16 protein-coding genes and 2 pseudogenes are annotated in these 18,353 nt (G+C 67.7%); 14 read left to right on the plus strand and 4 right to left on the minus strand.

Annotated features, from left to right (window positions below; all coding sequences use genetic code 11):
* Nucleotides 1-199: 199 nt before the first annotated feature.
* Together K9S39_RS31040 and K9S39_RS31045 are read left to right on the plus strand one after the other, a co-directional pair.
* Nucleotides 200-442: a hypothetical protein gene (locus K9S39_RS31040; protein ID WP_248866650.1), complete on the plus strand. Its 243-nt coding sequence runs from the start codon at nucleotides 200-202 to the stop codon at nucleotides 440-442.
* Entirely contained in the window at nucleotides 432-1,727 is a 1,296-nt protein-coding gene (locus K9S39_RS31045; RefSeq protein WP_248866651.1) for a tyrosine-type recombinase/integrase, read from the plus strand. The genes K9S39_RS31040 and K9S39_RS31045 overlap by 11 nt, the downstream gene beginning before the upstream one ends.
* Nucleotides 1,728-2,000: 273 nt before the next feature.
* Here K9S39_RS31045 and K9S39_RS31050 read toward each other — a convergent pair.
* Both K9S39_RS31050 and K9S39_RS31055 read right to left on the minus strand, forming a co-directional pair.
* A pseudogene (locus K9S39_RS31050) lies at nucleotides 2,001-3,153 on the minus strand (tyrosine-type recombinase/integrase).
* The gene (locus K9S39_RS31055; RefSeq protein WP_248869035.1) at nucleotides 3,153-3,290 is read right to left on the minus strand and encodes a helix-turn-helix domain-containing protein; all 138 of its coding nucleotides are present in this window, start codon (nucleotides 3,288-3,290) and stop codon (nucleotides 3,153-3,155) included. The pseudogene K9S39_RS31050 and the gene K9S39_RS31055 overlap by 1 nt, the downstream one beginning before the upstream one ends.
* 12 nt (nucleotides 3,291-3,302) lie before the next feature.
* Here K9S39_RS31055 and K9S39_RS31060 point away from each other — a divergent pair.
* Nucleotides 3,303-3,353, plus strand: a pseudogene (locus K9S39_RS31060) (hypothetical protein); the annotation flags it as partial.
* Nucleotides 3,354-3,713: 360 nt separating this feature from the next.
* Here K9S39_RS31060 and K9S39_RS31065 read toward each other — a convergent pair.
* Both K9S39_RS31065 and K9S39_RS31070 read right to left on the minus strand, forming a co-directional pair.
* Nucleotides 3,714-4,343, minus strand: a complete 630-nt coding sequence (locus K9S39_RS31065) for a hypothetical protein (protein ID WP_248869247.1) — start codon at nucleotides 4,341-4,343, stop codon at nucleotides 3,714-3,716.
* Nucleotides 4,344-5,188: 845 nt separating this feature from the next.
* A complete protein-coding gene (locus K9S39_RS31070; RefSeq protein WP_248866652.1) occupies nucleotides 5,189-5,848 on the minus strand; it encodes a DUF3105 domain-containing protein in 660 nt (219 codons plus the stop codon).
* A gap of 994 nt (nucleotides 5,849-6,842) precedes the next feature.
* On the opposite strand from K9S39_RS31070, the gene K9S39_RS31075 reads away from it, so the two are divergent.
* From K9S39_RS31075 to K9S39_RS31125, 11 genes are all read left to right on the plus strand, one after another.
* The gene (locus tag K9S39_RS31075) at nucleotides 6,843-7,880 is read left to right on the plus strand and encodes a sigma-70 family RNA polymerase sigma factor (protein ID WP_248866653.1); all 1,038 of its coding nucleotides are present in this window, start codon (nucleotides 6,843-6,845) and stop codon (nucleotides 7,878-7,880) included.
* Between the two features lie 251 nt (nucleotides 7,881-8,131).
* Nucleotides 8,132-9,055: an ABC transporter ATP-binding protein gene (locus tag K9S39_RS31080; RefSeq protein ID WP_248866654.1), complete on the plus strand. Its 924-nt coding sequence runs from the start codon at nucleotides 8,132-8,134 to the stop codon at nucleotides 9,053-9,055.
* Nucleotides 9,056-9,062: 7 nt separating this feature from the next.
* On the plus strand, nucleotides 9,063-9,833 hold the full coding sequence (locus K9S39_RS31085) for an MlaE family ABC transporter permease (RefSeq protein ID WP_248866655.1): 771 nt from the start codon (nucleotides 9,063-9,065) through the stop codon (nucleotides 9,831-9,833).
* A 3-nt stretch (nucleotides 9,834-9,836) separates the two neighbouring features.
* Nucleotides 9,837-10,652 (plus strand): MlaE family ABC transporter permease, encoded by an 816-nt coding sequence (locus tag K9S39_RS31090; protein WP_248866656.1) that lies wholly within the window; start codon nucleotides 9,837-9,839, stop codon nucleotides 10,650-10,652.
* A 5-nt stretch (nucleotides 10,653-10,657) separates the two neighbouring features.
* Nucleotides 10,658-11,926, plus strand: coding sequence for an MCE family protein (locus tag K9S39_RS31095; protein ID WP_248866657.1), 1,269 nt, complete (start codon nucleotides 10,658-10,660; stop codon nucleotides 11,924-11,926).
* Nucleotides 11,923-12,960, plus strand: coding sequence for an MCE family protein (locus tag K9S39_RS31100; RefSeq protein WP_248866658.1), 1,038 nt, complete (start codon nucleotides 11,923-11,925; stop codon nucleotides 12,958-12,960). Before K9S39_RS31095 ends, K9S39_RS31100 begins: the two co-directional genes overlap by 4 nt.
* 95 nt (nucleotides 12,961-13,055) lie before the next feature.
* Nucleotides 13,056-14,036, plus strand: coding sequence for an MCE family protein (locus K9S39_RS31105; protein ID WP_248866659.1), 981 nt, complete (start codon nucleotides 13,056-13,058; stop codon nucleotides 14,034-14,036).
* The gene (locus tag K9S39_RS31110) at nucleotides 14,033-15,166 is read left to right on the plus strand and encodes an MCE family protein (RefSeq protein ID WP_248866660.1); all 1,134 of its coding nucleotides are present in this window, start codon (nucleotides 14,033-14,035) and stop codon (nucleotides 15,164-15,166) included. The genes K9S39_RS31105 and K9S39_RS31110 overlap by 4 nt, the downstream gene beginning before the upstream one ends.
* Entirely contained in the window at nucleotides 15,163-16,464 is a 1,302-nt protein-coding gene (locus K9S39_RS31115) for an MCE family protein (RefSeq protein ID WP_248866661.1), read from the plus strand. The genes K9S39_RS31110 and K9S39_RS31115 overlap by 4 nt, the downstream gene beginning before the upstream one ends.
* Nucleotides 16,461-17,735, plus strand: a complete 1,275-nt coding sequence (locus K9S39_RS31120) for an MCE family protein (RefSeq protein WP_248866662.1) — start codon at nucleotides 16,461-16,463, stop codon at nucleotides 17,733-17,735. Before K9S39_RS31115 ends, K9S39_RS31120 begins: the two co-directional genes overlap by 4 nt.
* A complete protein-coding gene (locus K9S39_RS31125; RefSeq protein ID WP_248866663.1) occupies nucleotides 17,732-18,307 on the plus strand; it encodes a hypothetical protein in 576 nt (191 codons plus the stop codon). The genes K9S39_RS31120 and K9S39_RS31125 overlap by 4 nt, the downstream gene beginning before the upstream one ends.
* Nucleotides 18,308-18,353: the final 46 nt, after the last annotated feature.

Consider the following 18,353-nt stretch of genomic DNA (forward strand, 5'->3'; position numbering starts at 1 on the left):
GATCATGGGATCCAGCCTGCGACGCAATCACTCTCCAGGACACTCTCCCGCCCGCCTTCGCGCTCCGACACCACGAAGGCCGTCCTGCCTCAAACTCGCCACCCCTAGACCCGAATTCGGGCACGATGCCGCTGCGGGACACCGATACGAACGCTGCCCCGCGTACCCAACCATCGAAGAGACGGAGAAGTGATCCGCCTTGGCGGCTAAGAACACCCCCGTACAGATCCCCAGCCGAGCCTGCGGCTGCTGGGACTGCCTCATCGACTACCCCCCATCCCTCTACGGCCCCCGGCCGCCTCATGACGAGTGCCAGGGCATGTGGCGCGTGCGCTACCGCAGCACTGACGGCAGGCAGCGCAGGAAGAGCCTCCCGTCGTACAAGGACGCCGTGCAGTTCCTCGCGCAGCCCACGGAGGAGGCAGGGCACCATGGGGCGTAGAGCGACCAACAACCCCCGGCAGATCCGCAGCAAGAGCTGCGGGTGCAGCCTGTGCATGGAGGAGTACCCGCCACCCAAGTACCCCGAGCGCAAGCGCCGGCGCGACTGCATCGGCTCGTGGCAGGCCCGATACCGCGACCCGGCTGGCCGGCAGACGGCGAAGAACTTCGACAAGAAGGGCGAAGCCGAGGACTTCCTCGACGAGGTCCGCACCCGCGTGCGGCGCCGCACGTACAACGACCCGAAACGCGGCGAGATCACCCTTGAAGCATGGTGGGCTCTATGGTGGCCCGCCCACGAGCCTCAGCGCATCACTACGAGGAACCGCAAGCTCAGCTCGTGGACCGTCCACATCCAGCCCAAGTGGGGGCAGTACAAGCTCAACGCCCTCACCTACCTCGACATCCAGGCATGGGTATCCCGGGACCTCAAGGGCTACGCCACGCAGACGAAGGTACTCGAGCTGCTCAACATGATGCTCCGGGACGCCGTCCGAGACCAGCGCATCCCGTTCAACCCGGCCGACAACGTCACCAAGACCGCGAGCCCGCCGGTGAAGCACCCGGACGACCTGAGGCCGCCCACCACGGAGCAGTACGAGCTGGTGCGCGCGGCTCTGCCGGTCTGGTACCAGCCCATTGCCGACTTCGCCGAGGAAACCGGCCTGAGGTGGGGGGAGTTCACCGGCCTTCGCCGGCTCTACCTCGACCTGGAGGAGGACGTCATCAAGGTCAGGGAAGTGGTCATTGACGACCGCGGCACCCTCCGACGCCAGGGAGTTCCGAAGACGTCGGCCGGCTTCCGTACAGTGCCCCTCACCCCCAAGGCGAAGAACGCGGCTCTAACCATGATCGAACGGCTTAACCCGGCGGAGACCCAGACAGCCGTCGACTCCGGTATGCACCCAGAGGAACTGATCCTTCGTGGGCCGCGCGCTGCCACCACCAAGATGATCAACGGCAAGAAGGTGACCGTAGACGGGGTCCTGAGCAGGAACAACTTTCGCCGGGTCTGGATTACCGCCATTCAGCAGGCCGGGATCGCGCGCATGGTCAAAAACCCGGAGACCGGACGCAAGGAGTGGTGGCCCAGGGTCTCCGACTACCGCGACCGATACGCCTCGCGACTCCACGAGGCAGGCATGTCCGAGGTCGATGTGCAGTACGTCCTCGGCCACGAGCGCGGAGGCAAAGTGACGTGGCTATACACGCACCGCGGCGAGAAGGCGGTGCAGAACGCGCGCGAGGCACTGAGTAACGGCCGTCACCTGAGGGCAGTCTCGTGACCTGGGGCGGGGCTGGAGTCCACATCGAGTCCACAAAACCCCCTCGGTGGCTCTCACCGAGGCTCGGTGAAACCGCGATTCGCTGACTCGCGCCCGTCCTAACCTGCACTCGGGGCACCTCGGTAGGACTCTGCAAGACTCACATGGCAGCTCATGTGATCTTACAAAGCAGATGTCGGCGGTTCAAATCCGTCTGTGCCCACCAGCCAAAAGACCCCCTATCGATCATGGTAGGGGGTCTTTGACATCCGGAAATGACATCAACGACAGTGATCAGCCGGAGGCGGGTCGCCGCTTCAGGAGCCGATCCATGTGGCTCACGGCCTCACGCTGTGTGTCCTGAACGACGTGAGTGTACGTGTTCATCGTGATCGCGATCTGGCTGTGTCCCAAGATCTCCATGACGACGCGGGGAGCCACTCCCGCCGCGGTGAGCAGGGTGGCGCAGCCATGGCGCATCGTGCAAGCGGATCACCCGCAGATCCGCGTTCTTCGCGACGCGAGTGAACGACCGGTACAGGTTCCGCGGCTCGATCGGCCGGCCCGTGCGAGTCGTGAAAACGTACCCCGTCTCTGCCCAGTCCTCCCCGGCACGCTCCCGCATGCTGGCCTGCCTCATGCGCTGCCACCGGAGAGGCGCGAGGCAGATGGCCGGCAGCGGCAGAGTCTGACGACGCCGACGGCCCTTGGGATCATCGTCGTACGCTTCGCCGCCAACCCGCTGCCGCTGTTTCCGTACCCGGATCTCCCGCCTATCAAGATCCACGTCTGCCCAGTGGAGACCGACGATCTCACCCCGGCGGAAGCCGAGCGCGATGGCTAGCACGAAGGCCGCATACAGCGGATCGCGTCGGGAGGCCGAGAGGAACGTCAGCGTCTCGTCCAGCGACCAGGGGGAGAGATCGCGGGACTCCGGCGACGGTGGCTCGACGAGCGTGGCGACGTTCCGAGTGATCAGCTCTTCCCGGCAGGCTGCCATGAGTGCAGTGCGGAGCACCCGGTGAGACTCCTTGGCAGTGGCGGCCGACTTCTTCTGTTCCATCTGCCGTAGGAATCGCCGCACGTCGCCGACAGTGAGCGATTCGAGACGTTTCGTCCCGAGCATTGGCACCAGGTAGAGCCGCACATGGATCTCGTATTTCGCGTACGTCGTGCGCTTGCGACGCGGCCAGATGATGTTCTCCAGCCAGTACGGCAGCCACTCGGAGAGCTTGGCAGAGCGGGTGGGGACGGGGACGCCGCTGTCGACCTTGGCGAGGAGTTCACGGCGCTTGGTGTCGCACTCGGCCCAGGTCTTGCCGTAGGCGAACTTGCGGGCGCGGGTGCCGTCGGGCTGGAGGACGTAGACGGCGGCCTGGTAGCGGCCGTCTTTGCGCTTGGTGATAGTGCCGGCCCCGTTGGGGTTGCGCTTGCGCTGCTGTGTCATCAGGCGGCCTCCTCGATCCGGTTGCGGATGTAGTCATGCAGCGCGTTTTCCGGGATGCGCCGGGAGCGGCCCTCGGTGATGGAGACGAGGCGCTTGGAGCGGATCAGGTCGTAGACCTTGGAGCGGCCGAACTTGATCTCGCAGCCGCCATGGGCCGCTCTGAAAGTTGGGTGTCCCAGGTGGAACGCGGCGTCCAACCGGTTGAGCGACTGTCTGTTCTGCAAGCACTGGCCGACGCACTCGGTGTAGCTGTGCGCGATGTACGCCCGGATGCCGCAGAGCCAGAGGAGCCGGAGCAGCCGCACCAAGTCGAGAGCAACGACCTCGACGGGCTGCGAGTAGCGCTCACGGGGCACCCTGCACTTGGGGCCCTTTTCGATGCGCGCGAGGTCACGACAGATATCGAGTTGAGTGCTTTGCAAGCGCAAGTGGATGAGGCATGGGAGCTCGCACACGCATCGAGTTACGCAGCGCTGAGTGATCGTCTGGCTGCCTTGTTGCCCCAGATCGAGACTGCTGTGCGACGTGTTCCCGCAGCTGACCGCACCGTGCTCCACGCGCTAAGGGCACGCGCCTACCAGGTGGCAGCGGCAAGCTTTGTACGCCAAGGCGAACCTGATGCAGCATGGGTCGCAGCAGATCGAGCACTCCAAGCAGCGGAGTTGGCCGGCCAGCCGCTCGAAGTTGTTGCGAGTCTCTTCCGGATGGCTCATGCATTCCTTCGGCAGCAGCACACAGAGCAGGCCGAACAAGCGGCAAAGTCGGCCGTCGATGTACTGACTCCACGCGCCGAATCGCCCGACTGCCCTCCAGAGGAGCTCTCCCTGCTGGGGGCGATGAACCTGGTTCTGGCTGTGATCAATGCTCGTGAGGGGAAGCGAGCGGAGACCCATCAGCACATCGATCGAGCAAGAACCCTTGCTGCACGTCTCGGGGAAGATCGAAATGACTTTGATACGGAATTCGGCCCGACGAACGTGGAGATTCACGCGGTGAGCACCGCTGTGGATCTTGGCGATGCAGGGATGGCGTTGGATGTAGCGAGTGACGTCGACGCGGGTCGACTGTCCTCGGAGCGTCAAGCGCGTTTTCTGCTTGACGTGGCGCGAGCTCACGCGCAGCGGCGACACGTCGGTGAAGCTGTAGCCGCTCTCCTCGAAGCTGAACAGCTGACACCGGAGCAGATCCATTCCCGCCACCTCGCCCGAGATGTGATTCGGGAGTTGGTTCAGCTCTCCAGCCCCCGAGTTCCCAAGGCATTGGCCGAGTTGGCGGAGCGTACGGCGATCGCGTAGCGGAAGCTCATCGCATAGGGGACCTGTTACGGGTTTCTCTACCTCATCAAGCACCCGGCTGCGCTCCGCTCCGCCGGGCGGGCTTCCGGCTTCGGCTCGCGCGACGCTCCTGCCTGCGGCCCGCTCCGCGCGGCCTACGCCGACGCCCGCCCACAGGTAGGCACGAGTGCATGAGAGAGAACCGGCCGGCACCCGGGGCGGTCGGCTCCACGGCTTTACCCACCTCCCCGGTTCGGGTCCCGCGTCGAGCAAGACCAGGGGGCCACTCGGACACATTGCGGGCAGGGGACAAGCCTGCCCGAGTTGCTGGCAAGCGTACGGCCCCCTGATCATGCTCGACCCCAAACCGGGCAGGACACCGGCCAAACCCGCGGAGCCGACCTCACAACGTCGCGTCAGCTTGCCGTTAGCTCCATAAATGCGAGGATTGTTAGGGCTCCATCTTCAGCTGTTCTCAGCGACCTTGTGGCCGGTAGTTCGCATTGAGGGGGTTGTGGTGCCTACGCGGGCCATCGTGGCCAACCTCTGGGCAGAAAGGCCGGTGATGAGGGTGACGCGGCTCGTCTGCCGAGTTCAGGGCGCGCTAGGACCGTAGGCAGACCGGTCTTGAAAACCGGCAAGCTTGATACGCCGTCGCAGCATCGGTCCTCGAACAGGAGTGGCCGGCAGCCAACTCATAGCGTCAGTCGCGTGCGTGTGGGGCGTACCCGCCCCACACGCATGACGTCTTAGGGCCTTGCTCATGGGGTCGCCCTGCCGCCGGTGACGGGCCCTTCCGGCTCGGGTGCCTGCGGCCCCTGTACGTACGCGTCGAAGAATTGGTCCACCCGCGGGTCGTCGGCAGAGGTGACGGCCAGCTGGTGGCCCCAGGCGGTCAGCTTGACCGGCGCGCCCTGGCCGGGGACCGGACTCATCATCCGATAGGGCACGCCCTCGACCTTTTTCCTGAACGCGTTCACGACACTCCGCGGTGCGTTCTCCGCGTATGTCACCCACACGACGCCGTGCTCCAGGGAGTGCACCGCGTGTTCGTTGCGCAGCGGCCGGTCGTAGACGTCGCCGTTGGCGTTCTGCCAGGTCGGATGATGCGGGCCGCCCACGGGCGGGGTCGGGCCGCCGGAGTAATCGACCGGACCAAGCACATGGTGGCGCTGCAGGTTGCCGTAGACCTGCTCACCGGGGACGTTGGCCTTGTCAGAGTCGACGCTCCTCGCGGCCACGCGGGCGGTGGGGGACCCGTCGTGAGCCGAGGCGATCGCCGTGACGCCGACGACCACGGCGCCGGCGACCACCACGGCCGTGGTCACCGCCCACAGCCGCCGCTTGAGCCGGGCGTACCGGGCCTCACAGTCCCCCGGCCTACCGCTCGAAGACTCGTACTGCTGCTGATCCTGTGTCATAGCCGGAATGTATGGGGGAGAAAAGAGCGGTATTGGGCATTGTGGGTCCGATGCGCGTGTCCGAGGGGACCGGGAAGTCGCCGCGAGACGCCACACGGCCCGGAATGACACCTAGGGCGGTACCCAGCGGTCAACGACGGGCACAGTGGCAAGCCGACCTGCACGGCCACGGAGAACTCCTCGAATGAGCCGTGACTCCAGCCGGACCTGGATGGACGGAGGTGACGTGCATTGGAGCGCCCTCCGGGCCGTCTCTGGGCCGTGAAAGGACGCTCAACGTCGTTCGTACAGTGGCGCGCTCCACCTGGACACCAGGGGGCAAGCCCGCTCCACTGGCGTGTGGGTCGAAGGCAGACGGGATGGGAGCTGGGGTAGGGGTGGGTGGCGAGGTGGAGGCTGGAGGGGAGGGCAGAACGACTGCGGTACAGCAGCGAAGTACAGCAACCACAGCAACCGCCCCTGTCCAGCAGCGCCCCTTCCGGACCACTCGACAGCCGGTGTGACCGTCAACGACCGATCTCTGTAGAGCTACGGATCAGAAGCTGTCTGACATCCATCGCTGACATCAACGGCGGCGGATGCCAGCAACCAGCGGAGGACCGGCCCGACCGCATCGTCCTGAGGCTGGTTCTCCGTCCCGGGCATCCGATCGAACTTACAAAGCAGATGTCGGCGGTTCAAATCCGTCTGTGCCCACTGCGAAGTCGCAGCTCAGAGGCCCTTTCGTGCAATGGCGCGGAAGGGCCTTCGCTGTTGCCGTACACGCCTCGTACACATCACGCGGCCAGTACCTGGTCGTGACGTCGCCGAGACAGCGGCGAGCGGAGGTCGCCGGCAAGCCTCTGACACGTAAGCGTGCGTAGGCGCCGGTCGGCCGACCAGCAACGGTACGGACTCGATGAGCGCTTCCCCCTCCACAACGCCGGATACCGAACGGTAATGTCGCGTTCTCGCCGGTGGAACAGGACCGACGGGTGAGCGCGAAGGAGCCCTCATGGCGACGGACATGCACCCTGCGCATTCGGGTGGGAGGGCCGACAGGGCGGACCTCGACTGGTGGCAGCGCGCGTGGAGTCACCGCGAGGAACTGCTGCGGGTGGCCCGCCGCAGGTCCATGAGCGCCGAGGACGCCGAGGACGCCGTACACGAGGCGATGCTGCGCGCCGCCGAGCATCCGCAGCTCGACGACGAGCGGCTCGGCGCCTGGCTGACGACCGTGACCATACGGCTGTGTGTCGACCGGTACCGGCAGGTCAGCCGCGAGGCCGAGGTGCGCAGCAGCCCCAAACTGGTTGCGCCGTGCCCGATGCCGGTCGACGAGACGGTGTGCGACCAGGCGGAGGCGCGGTGGCTGGCCGCGCGGAGCGGGGAGCTGCCCGCGCGGCAGGCGGAGGCGATCCGGCTCAAGTCCGAGGACCTGGACGTCGGTCAGGTCGCCAAGGAGATGGGCCTGAGCTACCGGACGGCCGAGTCGCTGCTCGCCAGGGCCCGGCGCACGCTGCGCACAGCGCTTGCCGCCACCCTTGGTCTCGCCCTGTGGCTGTGCGGGCGCGGAGGGCCGCGTACGGGCGGGAACGCGCAGCTGGTGACCGTGGCCGCGACGGCGGCGACCCTTGCCGTGGCGGGACTCGTCCTGCCGTACGTCCACGACGGGGACCGGCCTGGCCCGGCCCGGCCCGCACCCTCCGTCTCCGATGGAGCCGGGGACGCGCGGAACCCGGGGAGCGGGGCGCCGCCCTCGGCCCGCTCCCGCCCGGCCGCGTCGACGACCAACCCCGGCACGGCGCCGGCCGACGGCCCGCTTCCCGTGGTGCCGTCCCTGCCCGAGGTGCCGCTCCCGATCCTGGAAACACTGACCGCGGTGCCCGACCCGGACGTCCCCGAGATACCGCTCAAGCCGCCAGAGGTGTCCGTCCCCCCGGCCCCGTCCGCCCCCGCCGCCCCCTCCCCCTCCGCGACGGCCCCTTCCGTACGTTCACCGGAGAGCTCCAAAACGGCCCCGAAGCTGCCCGGCGACGGCATCGTGCCCTGATGTCGCGCCTGTGGCGACCTGCGGTTCCGTCGACGTACGCCCTTCCCGCACCCTTCCCGCACCGGACTCGCCGGACGTCCGGGGACGGCGTCACACATGTCCCGTAGACACCCCGATAAACACCCTGATGAACACCCCCGGTACACACCCCGATGACGCCCCGGTAAAAAACTTCGGTCTCTCCGCGACGGACGGGGCGCCCTTCCCCGTAGAGCAGATGACGGAGCTGCTCACGGCGAAGGGTGAACCGGATGGGTGTCGAGATCTGCGTGGAAGGGCTGACCAAGTCCTTCGGCGACCAGGTCATCTGGCAGAACGTCTCGCTGGAACTGCCCGCCGGAGAGGTCTCGGTCATGCTGGGCCCCTCGGGCACGGGCAAGTCGGTCTTCCTCAAGAGCCTCGTCGGACTGCTCAAGCCGGAGCGCGGGTCGATCCGCATCGCGGGCACGGACATCACCAAGCTCCGCGAGCACGACCTGTACGAGGTACGGAAGCTGTTCGGCGTGCTGTTCCAGGACGGCGCCCTGTTCGGGTCGATGAATCTCTACGACAACATCGCCTTCCCGCTGCGCGAGCACACCCGTAAGCAGGAGAGCGCGATCAGGAAGATCGTGCTCGAGAAGATGGACATGGTCGGTCTGATCGGCGCCGAGGACAAGCTGCCCGGCGAGATATCCGGCGGGATGCGCAAACGGGCCGGTCTGGCGCGGGCACTGGTGCTCGATCCGGAGATCATTCTCTTCGACGAGCCCGACTCGGGCCTCGATCCGGTACGTGTGGCCTATCTCAACCAGCTGATCGTCGACCTCAACGCGCAGATCGACGCGACCTTCCTGATCGTCACGCACGACATCGCCTCGGCCCGTCAGGTCCCCGACAACATCGGGCTGCTCTTCCGCCGAGAACTGGTGATGTTCGGCCCCCGCGAGAAGCTCCTGACCAGCAACGAGCCGGTCGTACGGCAGTTCCTGAACGGCCGGATGCGGGGGCCGATCGGCATGGCCGAGGAGAAGGACGCCGCCACGATGGCGCGCGAGGCCGTGCACTTCGGCAACGACGGCGCGGTCGACAGCGTGGGCGTCGCCGAGATGACCCCACGGCTCCTACCGGGGCCCGGAATCAACCGCCCGCCCCGCTGGCAGGCGATCGCCGAGTACGAGGAGGGTGAGAGGTGAGCGGCGCATGAGTCTGTCACCCAAGGGGGCGCTGCGGCACTCGGGCAGCCTCTTCGCGATGAGCCTGGATGTGCTGCGGACGCTGCCGCGACGCCCGTTCCAGGTACGGGAGTTCATCCAGCAGTCCTGGTTCATTGCGAGCGTCACGATCCTGCCCACCGCGCTTGTCTCCATCCCGTTCGGGGCGGTGATCGCATTGCAGATCGGCAGTCTGACCCGGCAGCTGGGCGCGCAGTCGTTCTCGGGCGCCGCCTCGGTGCTCGCGGTGCTTCGGGAGGCCTCGCCGATCGTCACCGCGCTCCTTATCGCGGGGGCGGGCGGCACCGCGATCTGCGCGGATCTCGGGGCGCGCAAGATCCGCGAGGAAATCGACGCGATGCAGGTCCTCGGCATCGACCCGATCCACCGCCTTGTCGTGCCCAGGGTCCTGGCGTCGATGGTCGTCGCGGTGCTGCTCAACGGCCTGGTCTCGGTGGTCGGGGTGGCCGGCGGCTACTTCTTCAACGTGGTCCTGCAGAACGGCACTCCCGGCGCCTATCTGGCCTCATTCACCACCCTCGCCCAGCTGTCCGACCTCTGGGCGGCGGAGCTCAAGGCCCTGGTCTTCGGAGCCATCGCCGCGATCGTCGCCTCGTACAAGGGGCTCACCGCCAAGGGCGGTCCCAAGGGCGTCGGTGACGCGGTGAACCAGGCCGTGGTCATCACCTTCATGTTGCTGTTCGTGACGAACTTCGTGATGACCGCCGTGTACTTCCAAATCGTCCCGCAGAGAGGGTAGTTGATGCGGCTTCGCGACCGCCCGCTCCGCTCGCTCGAAGAGCTGGGCAGCCAACTGGCCTTCTACGGCCGATCCCTGGCCTGGACAGGCCGCACCCTGCGCCGCTACAAGAAGGAGATCCTTCGCCTGCTCGCCGAGGTGAGCTTCGGCCGTGGCGCCCTCGCCGTCATCGGCGGCACGGTCGGCGTGATCGCCTTCCTGTCCTTCTTCACCGGCACCGAGGTCGGACTGCAGGGCTACACCGCCCTCAACCAGTTGGGCACCTCCAACTTCGTGGCGTTCCTGTCGGCGTACTTCAACACCCGGGAGATCGCTCCCCTGGTGGCGGGCCTCGCCCTGTCCGCGACGGTCGGGGCCGGGTTCACCGCGCAGCTGGGCGCGATGCGGATCAGCGAGGAGACCGACGCGCTTGAAGTGATGGGCGTCCCCTCGCTGCCGTTCCTGGTGACCACCCGGATGATCGCCGGTTTCGTTGCGGTGATCCCGCTGTATGTGGTCGGCCTGCTGTCCTCGTACTTCGCCGCGCGCACCATCACCACCGGCTACTACGGGCAGTCCGCGGGCACCTACGACCACTACTTCCAGCAGTACCTGCCACCGGTGGACGTGCTCTGGTCCTTCGGCAAGGTGATCGTCTTCGCCGTCGTGATCATCCTGGTGCACTGCTACTACGGCTACTACGCGAGCGGCGGTCCGGCCGGGGTCGGTGTCGCGGTCGGCCGTGCGGTGCGTACCTCCATCGTCGCCATCAACGTCCTGGACTTCTTCCTCAGCCTCGCGATCTGGGGCGCCGTCACGACCGTACGAATAGCGGGGTAGGACAGATGAGGATTCCGATCTCTCCTGCTTCGCGCGGCGCCAAGCTGCGGCTGTACGGCATCGTGTTCATCGCGGTCATCGCGCTGCTGCTCTCCCTTTCCGTCGCCGTGTACCAGCAGGTGTTCACCTCCGTCGTACGGATCACGCTGCAGGCCGACACCCTGGGCAACCAGCTGGAGCCGCGGGCCGACGTCAAGCTGCGCGGCCTCCTGGTCGGCGAGGTCCGCGAGGTGCGGGCCGACGGTGAGAAGGCGACCCTCGGCATCGCCCTGAAGCCGGAGCACATCGCCCGGATCCCGTCCGATGTCCACGCGCGGCTGCTGCCCAAGACGCTGTTCGGCGAGAAGTACGTCGAGCTGGTGGAGCCCCGTAAGCCGTCGGGCCGGCACATCCGCGCGGGTGACGTCGTCACGCAGGACCGCACCACGGTCGGCATCGAGGTGCAGCAGCTGATGAACGATCTGCTGCCGCTCCTTCGCACCGTGCGGCCCGCCGATCTCAACGCGACGCTCTCCGCGTTCGCCACCGCGCTCGACGGACGCGGCGACCGGATCGGCGCCAACCTCACCCGCGTCGAGCGCTATCTGCGTCGCCTCAACCCGCATCTGCCGTCTCTGAAGGAGGACATCGCGCGCTTCGCCGACGTCGCCGAGGTGTACGCCGACGCGGCGCCCGACCTGATGAGGATCCTGCGGAACTCCGTCACCACCAGCCGCACCCTCGTGGAGAAGCAGGACCAACTGGCCGCCGCCCTCACCGCGACCGCCACCGCGGCCGGCACCGGCGAGGAGTTCCTCGACGACAACGGCGAGCGCCTGATCACTCTCGGCCGGGTCTCCCGCCCGACGCTGGCGCTGTTCGCCCGCTATGCGCCCGAGTATCCCTGCCTGCTTGAGGGCCTGGTGCGGCAGGACAAGGCGTCCGAAGAGACCTATCGAGGCGGAAAGATGCGTATCACCCTCGAATTCGTCCACCCGCAGCCCGCGTACGAGCCCGGCGAGGAACCGCGCTACGCGGACCGCTCGGGCCCCAACTGCCGCGGGCTGCCCCATCCCCGGGTGCCCGCCGGGGACGACCAGCTCAACGACGGTACGAAGCCCAACAAGGTCGGTGGGCGGTCCGGCGCGGCCACGATGTCCTCGACCGAGGCCGAACAGCGGGCCGTCGGCTCCCTCGTGGCCCCGGTGATGGGGGTGCCGGCGGACCAGGTGCCCCCAGTCGCGACGCTCCTCTTCGGCCCGATGGCGCGCGGAACGGCGGTGAGCGTCGCATGAAGGTGGGACGAGCCACGGAAACCGCGGTGCCTTTGGTGAAGTTCCTGCTGTTCGCGGTGGCGACGGTGGTGGCGACGGCGCTGCTCGCGGCCACCATCGTCAATATCTCCTTCACCCCGCAGCACACCTACCGCGCGGTGTTCAGCGATGTCACCAGCCTGGAGGAGGGCGACGACATCAGGGTCGCCGGGGTGCGGGTCGGCGAGGTCGAGGGCATCCGGATCAAGGACCGGACCCGAGCCGAGGTCACCTTCACCGTCACCCAGGACCGGCCGCTGTTCACCAGCACCGGCGCCGTCATCCGCTACCGGAGCCTGGTCGGGCAGCGCTACATCGCGCTGACCGAGGGCGCGGGCGGCAGCACACCGCTGCGGCCCGGGGGCCGGATCCCGCTGTCCCGGACCCAGCCCGCGCTCGATCTGAACGCGCTGCTCGCCGGGTTCAAGCCGCTGTTCGCCGCGCTGAGCCCCAAGGACGTGAACCAGCTCGCCGCCGAGATCATCAAGACCCTGCAGGGCGAGGGCGGCACGGTCAACAGCCTCCTGGCCCACACGGCGTCGCTCACCACCACCCTGGCCGACCGCGACAAGCTCATCGGCTCCGTGATCGACAACCTCAACGAGGTGCTCACGACCCTGGACAAGCGCGGCGCCCGCTTCTCCTCGCTGCTCAAGCAGTTGCAGCGGCTTGTCTCCGGACTGTCCGCGGACCGTAAGCCGATCGGCGACTCGCTGGTGAACATCGGGCGCCTGACCGAGGCCGCCTCGGGCCTGATCGAGGAGGCACGGCCCCCGCTGCGGGACGACATCAAGGAGCTGGGCGAGCTCACCGGAACGCTGAACGACAACGAGAAGACCGTGGAGGGCGTGCTGAAGCGGCTGCCGAACAAGCTCAACAAGTTGACCCGGACCGCGTCCTACGGCTCCTGGTTCAACTTCTACCTCTGTGACTTCGACGGCCGGGTCGTGCTGCCGAAGACCAAGGAGGTGCTCACTCCCGAGCTGCATGTGGCACGGGCGAGGTGTGGCGGATGAGGCTGCGTGTGCCGCGCATACCGCGGCTGTCCCCGCAACGGCTGTCCCCGAGCCGGATACGGCTGTCCCCGCAACGGCCACGGAGGCGTGGGCGGATGACCCCGTTCCGTGAGCGGAACCCGGTGGTGATCGGTGTCGTGGGTCTCACCACCCTCGGCCTCATGACCGCCGCCGCGTTCAACGCCGACAGCCTGCCGCTGATCGGCAACGGCGAGACGTACAGCGCGGCCTTCTCGGAGGCGGGCGGGCTCAAGCCGGGCGACGAGGTACGGATCGCCGGGGTGAAGGTCGGCAAGATCGACGAGGTCGACCTGGACGGCGACCATGTGAAGGTCACCTTCAAGGTCAAGGGCGAGCCGGAGTTCGGCACCAGGACCGGCGCGTCCATCCGGATCAAGACGATTCTGGGCTCGAAGTACATGGCACTGGAGCCCAGGGGACCCGGGCAGTTGAAGCCGGGCACCGAGATCCCGGTGGACCGGACGACACCCGCGTACGACGTCGTGACCGCGTTCAGTGATCTGACCACCACCACGGAGAAGGTCGACACCGACCAGCTCGCCAAGGCCATGGACACCATCTCCACCACCTTCGAGGACTCCCCCGCCGAAGTGAAGGCGTCCATCGAGGGTCTGTCGAAGATCTCCCGCACGGTCGCATCGCGCGACAAGGAGCTGCGCGAACTCCTCGACCATGCCAACGGGGTCACCGAGGTGCTCGCCGACCGCTCCGGCGAGTTCTCCACCCTGGTCAAGGACGCCGACAAACTGCTCACCGAGATCGCCAAGCGCCGGGCGGCGATCCGCACCCTCCTCAAGAGCTCGGCCACGCTCGGCGTCGAGCTCTCGGGCCTGGTGGCGGACAACCGCAAGGAGATCGGCCCGGCGCTCAAGGGCCTGGACTCAGTGGTCTCGATGCTGGAGCGCAACCACTCCAGCCTCGAACGCAGCGTCCAGCTGCTCGCACCCTATGTACGGCTCTTCACCAACACCCTCGGCAACGGCCGCTGGTTCGACAGCTATATCCAGAACCTGGTCGCCGCCCCGGTGGTCCCGCGGACGGGAGACTCGCGATGAGCAAGCACGCACGACTCCTGCGGCGGACGGCTCTGGTGACCGCTCTGGTCCTGGTGGCCACGCTCACCGTGGTGCTCTGGCCGCGCAGTGAACCGGTGCGCGTCACCGCGTACTTCCCGCGCACCGTCGGCATCTATCCCGGTTCGGACGTCCGGGTGCTCGGTGTCCGGATCGGCGAGGTCAAGGAGATCGCCGCGGAGGGCGAGCGGGTGCGGGTGACCCTTGAGTACGAGGACGAGCGCAAGGTCCCCGCCGACGCCAAGGCCGCGATCATCAACTCCTCGGTGGTCAGCGACCGTTATCTCCAGCTTCTTCCGGTGTACCGCAAGGGCCCGGTGATGCGGACCGGCGATGTCATTCCGCAGAGCCGTACCGCCGTACCGGTCGAGCTGGACCGCGTCTTCGACAGTCTGCACACCACGTCGGAGGCGCTCGGCCCGCGCGGCGCCAACAAGAAGGGCTCGCTGTCCCGGCTGCTCGGGGTGAGCGCGGACATCCTCGGAGGTCAGGGCGAGAACCTGCACCAAACCGTGGAGGACCTCTCCTTGGCCGTCACCACCCTCTCCGACGGCAGGGGCGACCTGTTCGGCACCGTACGGAACCTGCAGCTGTTCACGGCCATGCTCGCCAAGGACGACAAGAGCGTGCGGTCGTTCAACGCCAGCCTGGCGCAGGTGGCCGACCAGCTCGCCGGAGAGCGCGAGGACCTCGGGGCCGCGCTGAAGCACCTGGGCGTCGCACTCGCCGATGTGCAGGAGTTCGTCAAGAAGAACAAGAAGTCGCTGACCTCCAATGTGAAGGGGCTCAGCAAGGTCACCAAGGTGCTTGTCACCCAGCGGGCCGCGCTCGCCGAGATCCTGGAGACCGCGCCGGCCGGCCTGTCGAATCTGCAGAACGCCTACAACCCGAGCTCGGGCACCCTCGACACCCGTAACAACGCCGAACAGGCACAGGACCCGGCCGCGCTGCTCTGCTCGCTGCTCGGCACCACCGGTGAGAAGCAGGCCGCGGAATGCAAGGACCTGAGGAAACTCTTCGACTCGCTGCCCAAGGTGCCGCAGGCACAAGGGGTTTCGGGCGCGGAGCCGAGCGACAGGACCCTCGGCGGAATCCTGGAGGTCGGGGTATGAGCGCGCTGCGCAAGGGCGGGACGGCCGCCTGGGCCGCGATCGGTTCGCTGCTGTTGGCCGGCTGCGAGTTCAATGGTCTGTACGACGTCGAGCTGCCCGGCGGTGCGGCCAAGGACGCGGGCGCCTACCGGGTCACGGTCGAGTTCCGGGACGTACTCGACCTGGTGCCGCAGTCGACGGTGAAGGTCAACAACGTCACCGTGGGCTCGGTCGAGAAGGTGGAGCTCGACGGCTGGCACGCCAAGGTACGGCTGCGGGTTGCCGGTTCGGTGAAGCTGCCCGACAACGCGGTCGCCGATCTGCGGCAGACCAGCATGCTCGGCGAGAAATACGTGGCCCTGTCCGCCCCGCCGGACAGCGCCCCCGCCGGCAAGCTCAAGGACGGCGCGCGGATTCCGCTGTCCCGCAGCGGCCGCAACCCGGAGATCGAAGAAGTGCTCTCCGCGCTGTCGGCGCTGCTCAACGGCGGTGGTGTGGCCCAGCTCAAGACGATCACCACGGAGCTCAACAAGGCCCTGGACGGCCGCGAGAACCGGGTCAAGTCGTTGCTGAAAGAGCTGGACACGTTCGTCGGCGGTCTCGACGGCCAGCGCCAGGAGATCGTGCGGGCGCTCAAGGGCATCGACCGCCTTGCCAAGCGCCTCAAGAGCGAGAAGAAGACGATCGGCGATGCCGTCGACACCGTGCCGCCCGCCCTCAAGGTGCTCGCCGACCAGCGCCGCGATCTGACGAAAATGCTCACGTCGCTGTCGAAGCTCGGTCAGACGGGCACCAGGGTGATCGACGCCTCGCGCTCCGACGTGATCGCCAATCTGAAGCAACTGCGGCCGATCCTGGAGCAGTTGAACAAGGCGGGCGACGATCTGCCGAACTCCCTGGAGCTGCTGACGACCTACCCCTTCCCGCGCGGCGTCACCGACGCCATCAAGGGCGACTACGTCAACCTCAAGATCACCGCCGATCTTGATCTGGCGAGCATCTACGGCAATCTCGCCGACGACCCCAAGAAGAAGCCGGACGGTTCGGACAAGCCCGGGCTTCCCGAGGTGCCGGAGACGCCGAAGCTGCCGGACGTCCCCGGCGTTTCGGACGCCCCCGAGATCCCTGAGCTGCCCGACGACCCGAAGCTGCCGGCCACCCCCGACGACCCGGCGGACCCGGGTGGCGGCGGTGAGCAGCTGTGCCCGCCGGTGTGCGCAGGCCGGTACGCCGCGTACGGGAACGGGGGCGCCGAGGGCTCTCCGCCCGGGATCAACCTGGCTCTGGCCGAGCTCCTGCTGAGGGGGATCTACTCGTGATCACACGTATGGTCAAGATCCAACTGCTCGCGTTCGCCACCGTCACCGCCGTGGGCGTGAGTTACGTCGGCGCGCGGTACACCGGCATCGGCGACGCCCTCCTCGACCGCGGTTACACCGTGCGCGCCGAGTTCGCCGAATCCGGGGGCATCTTCCAGGGGGCCGAGGTCACCTATCGCGGGGTGCCCGTGGGCCGGGTCGGGCAGCTCGAACTCGCCGGCTCCGGCGGGGTGTCGGTGGCGCTCGACATCGAGGACGGGGCGCGGATTCCGGCGGACACGCTTGCGGTGGTGGCGCACCGTTCGGCGATCGGTGAGCAGTACGTCGATCTGCAGCCGCGCACCGACTCCGGGCCGCTCCTCAAGGACGGCGGCACGATCGCCCGCGGTGACACCCGGGTGCCGCTGGCCACCACGGAGCTCGTCCTCAGCGTGGACCGCCTGGTCAACTCCGTCGGCAAGGAGGATCTACGGGTCACGGTCGACGAACTGGGCAAGGCCTTCAAGGGGACGGGGCCGCACCTCAGCCGTCTGGTGGACTCGGGCAATGAGCTGGTCGAGTCGGCCTCCGGCTCGCTCCCCGAGACGATCAGGCTGATCGAGGACTCGCGCAAGGTCCTCAAGACCCAGTCGGAGCAGGGCTCGGCGATCAGGTCGTTCTCCAGTGACCTGGCCGATCTGACCGATGAACTCAAGTCCCGTGACGGGGACATCCGCAGGCTGATCGGGTCGAGCGCGCCCGCCGCGCACGAGGTGGACTCGCTGCTCAAGGCGAACCGGACCCAGCTGCCGGTACTCCTCGGGAATCTGATCAGCGGCGGCCAGATCACCGTGGCACGGCTGCCCGGGGTGGAACAGGCCCTGGTCACCTTCCCCGTGACCGTCGCGGGCAGCTACACGGTGGTGCCGGGCGACGGCACCACGCACTTCGGCATGGTCGCGGGCAAGGACGAACCGGCGCCCTGCCGTCAGGGGTACGGCACCCAGCGGCGCGACCCCGCGGACACCAGCGATCGCCCGGCCAACACCGGCGCACGCTGCACGGCACCACGCGGCGGCGACACCTCGGTGCGCGGCGCGCAGAACGCCCCCGGCGCCTCGGCCCGCTCCGGCGGGGCGGACCGGGCGGCGTACGTCACCCCGTACGACCCGGACACCGGCACCGCCGTCGGACCGGACGGAACGCCCGTCGAGATCGGTTCGACGGGCGGCGAACAGAACGCGTTCGGAAAGGACTCATGGCAATGGCTGCTCGTAGGACCGATGGCATGAGCGGGGGGCTGATCTCCCGCCCGGTCGGGGGCCTGAGCTCCCGCCCCGTACGGGCGCTGCGCCGCCTCGGCGCCAGGCTCGCGGGCGCCGCCCGCGGCGGCCGCGCCATGGCCGCGGGACTCGCCGTGGCCACCGCCGTGACGACGGCGCTTGCCGTCTGGCTCGGCGTCCAGGTGTACGAGCAGCGCGCGGCGGAGCAGCGGCACCAGGACATCCTGGCCGCGGCCAGGCAGTCGGCCCTGAACTTCACCTCGCTCGACTACCGGCACTACGAGCGGGACAGCAAGAACGTGCTCAAGGGCGCGACCGGTGACTTCAAGAAGCAGTTCGCGGCGCAGACCGCGCAGCTGACGAAGCTGGTCGCCAAGAACAAGTCGGTCTCCAAGGGGCAGGTCCTCGAAGCGGGCATCACCCGGGCCGACGAGGACTCCGCCCGTGTTCTCGTGGTCGCCGACAGCAAGGTGACCAACACCGCCGCCCCCGATGGCCAGGCCCGTACCTACCGGCTGCAGCTGGACCTCGAGCTCAAGAACGGCAGCTGGCTGACGTCCGGCGTCGAGTTCGTCGGCTGACCGCGGCAGCCCGTAAAGCGCATGACCCCGTAAGACGCATCACCCC

It is taken from the genome of Streptomyces halobius (assembly GCF_023277745.1).
Classification (GTDB): domain Bacteria; phylum Actinomycetota; class Actinomycetes; order Streptomycetales; family Streptomycetaceae; genus Streptomyces; species Streptomyces halobius.

Coding starts and splice junctions, on each gene's coding strand:
- K9S39_RS31075 (WP_248866653.1), top strand. CDS start 6,843: ATGGCGACGGACATGCACCCTGCGCATTCGGGTGGGAGGGCCGACAGG.
- K9S39_RS31070 (WP_248866652.1), bottom strand. CDS start 5,848: ATGACACAGGATCAGCAGCAGTACGAGTCTTCGAGCGGTAGGCCGGGG.
- K9S39_RS31100 (WP_248866658.1), top strand. CDS start 11,923: ATGAAGGTGGGACGAGCCACGGAAACCGCGGTGCCTTTGGTGAAGTTC.
- K9S39_RS31045 (WP_248866651.1), top strand. CDS start 432: ATGGGGCGTAGAGCGACCAACAACCCCCGGCAGATCCGCAGCAAGAGC.
- K9S39_RS31105 (WP_248866659.1), top strand. CDS start 13,056: ATGACCCCGTTCCGTGAGCGGAACCCGGTGGTGATCGGTGTCGTGGGT.
- K9S39_RS31090 (WP_248866656.1), top strand. CDS start 9,837: ATGCGGCTTCGCGACCGCCCGCTCCGCTCGCTCGAAGAGCTGGGCAGC.
- K9S39_RS31095 (WP_248866657.1), top strand. CDS start 10,658: ATGAGGATTCCGATCTCTCCTGCTTCGCGCGGCGCCAAGCTGCGGCTG.
- K9S39_RS31085 (WP_248866655.1), top strand. CDS start 9,063: ATGAGTCTGTCACCCAAGGGGGCGCTGCGGCACTCGGGCAGCCTCTTC.
- K9S39_RS31110 (WP_248866660.1), top strand. CDS start 14,033: ATGAGCAAGCACGCACGACTCCTGCGGCGGACGGCTCTGGTGACCGCT.
- K9S39_RS31115 (WP_248866661.1), top strand. CDS start 15,163: ATGAGCGCGCTGCGCAAGGGCGGGACGGCCGCCTGGGCCGCGATCGGT.
- K9S39_RS31080 (WP_248866654.1), top strand. CDS start 8,132: ATGGGTGTCGAGATCTGCGTGGAAGGGCTGACCAAGTCCTTCGGCGAC.
- K9S39_RS31125 (WP_248866663.1), top strand. CDS start 17,732: ATGAGCGGGGGGCTGATCTCCCGCCCGGTCGGGGGCCTGAGCTCCCGC.
- K9S39_RS31065 (WP_248869247.1), bottom strand. CDS start 4,343: ATGGATCTGCTCCGGTGTCAGCTGTTCAGCTTCGAGGAGAGCGGCTAC.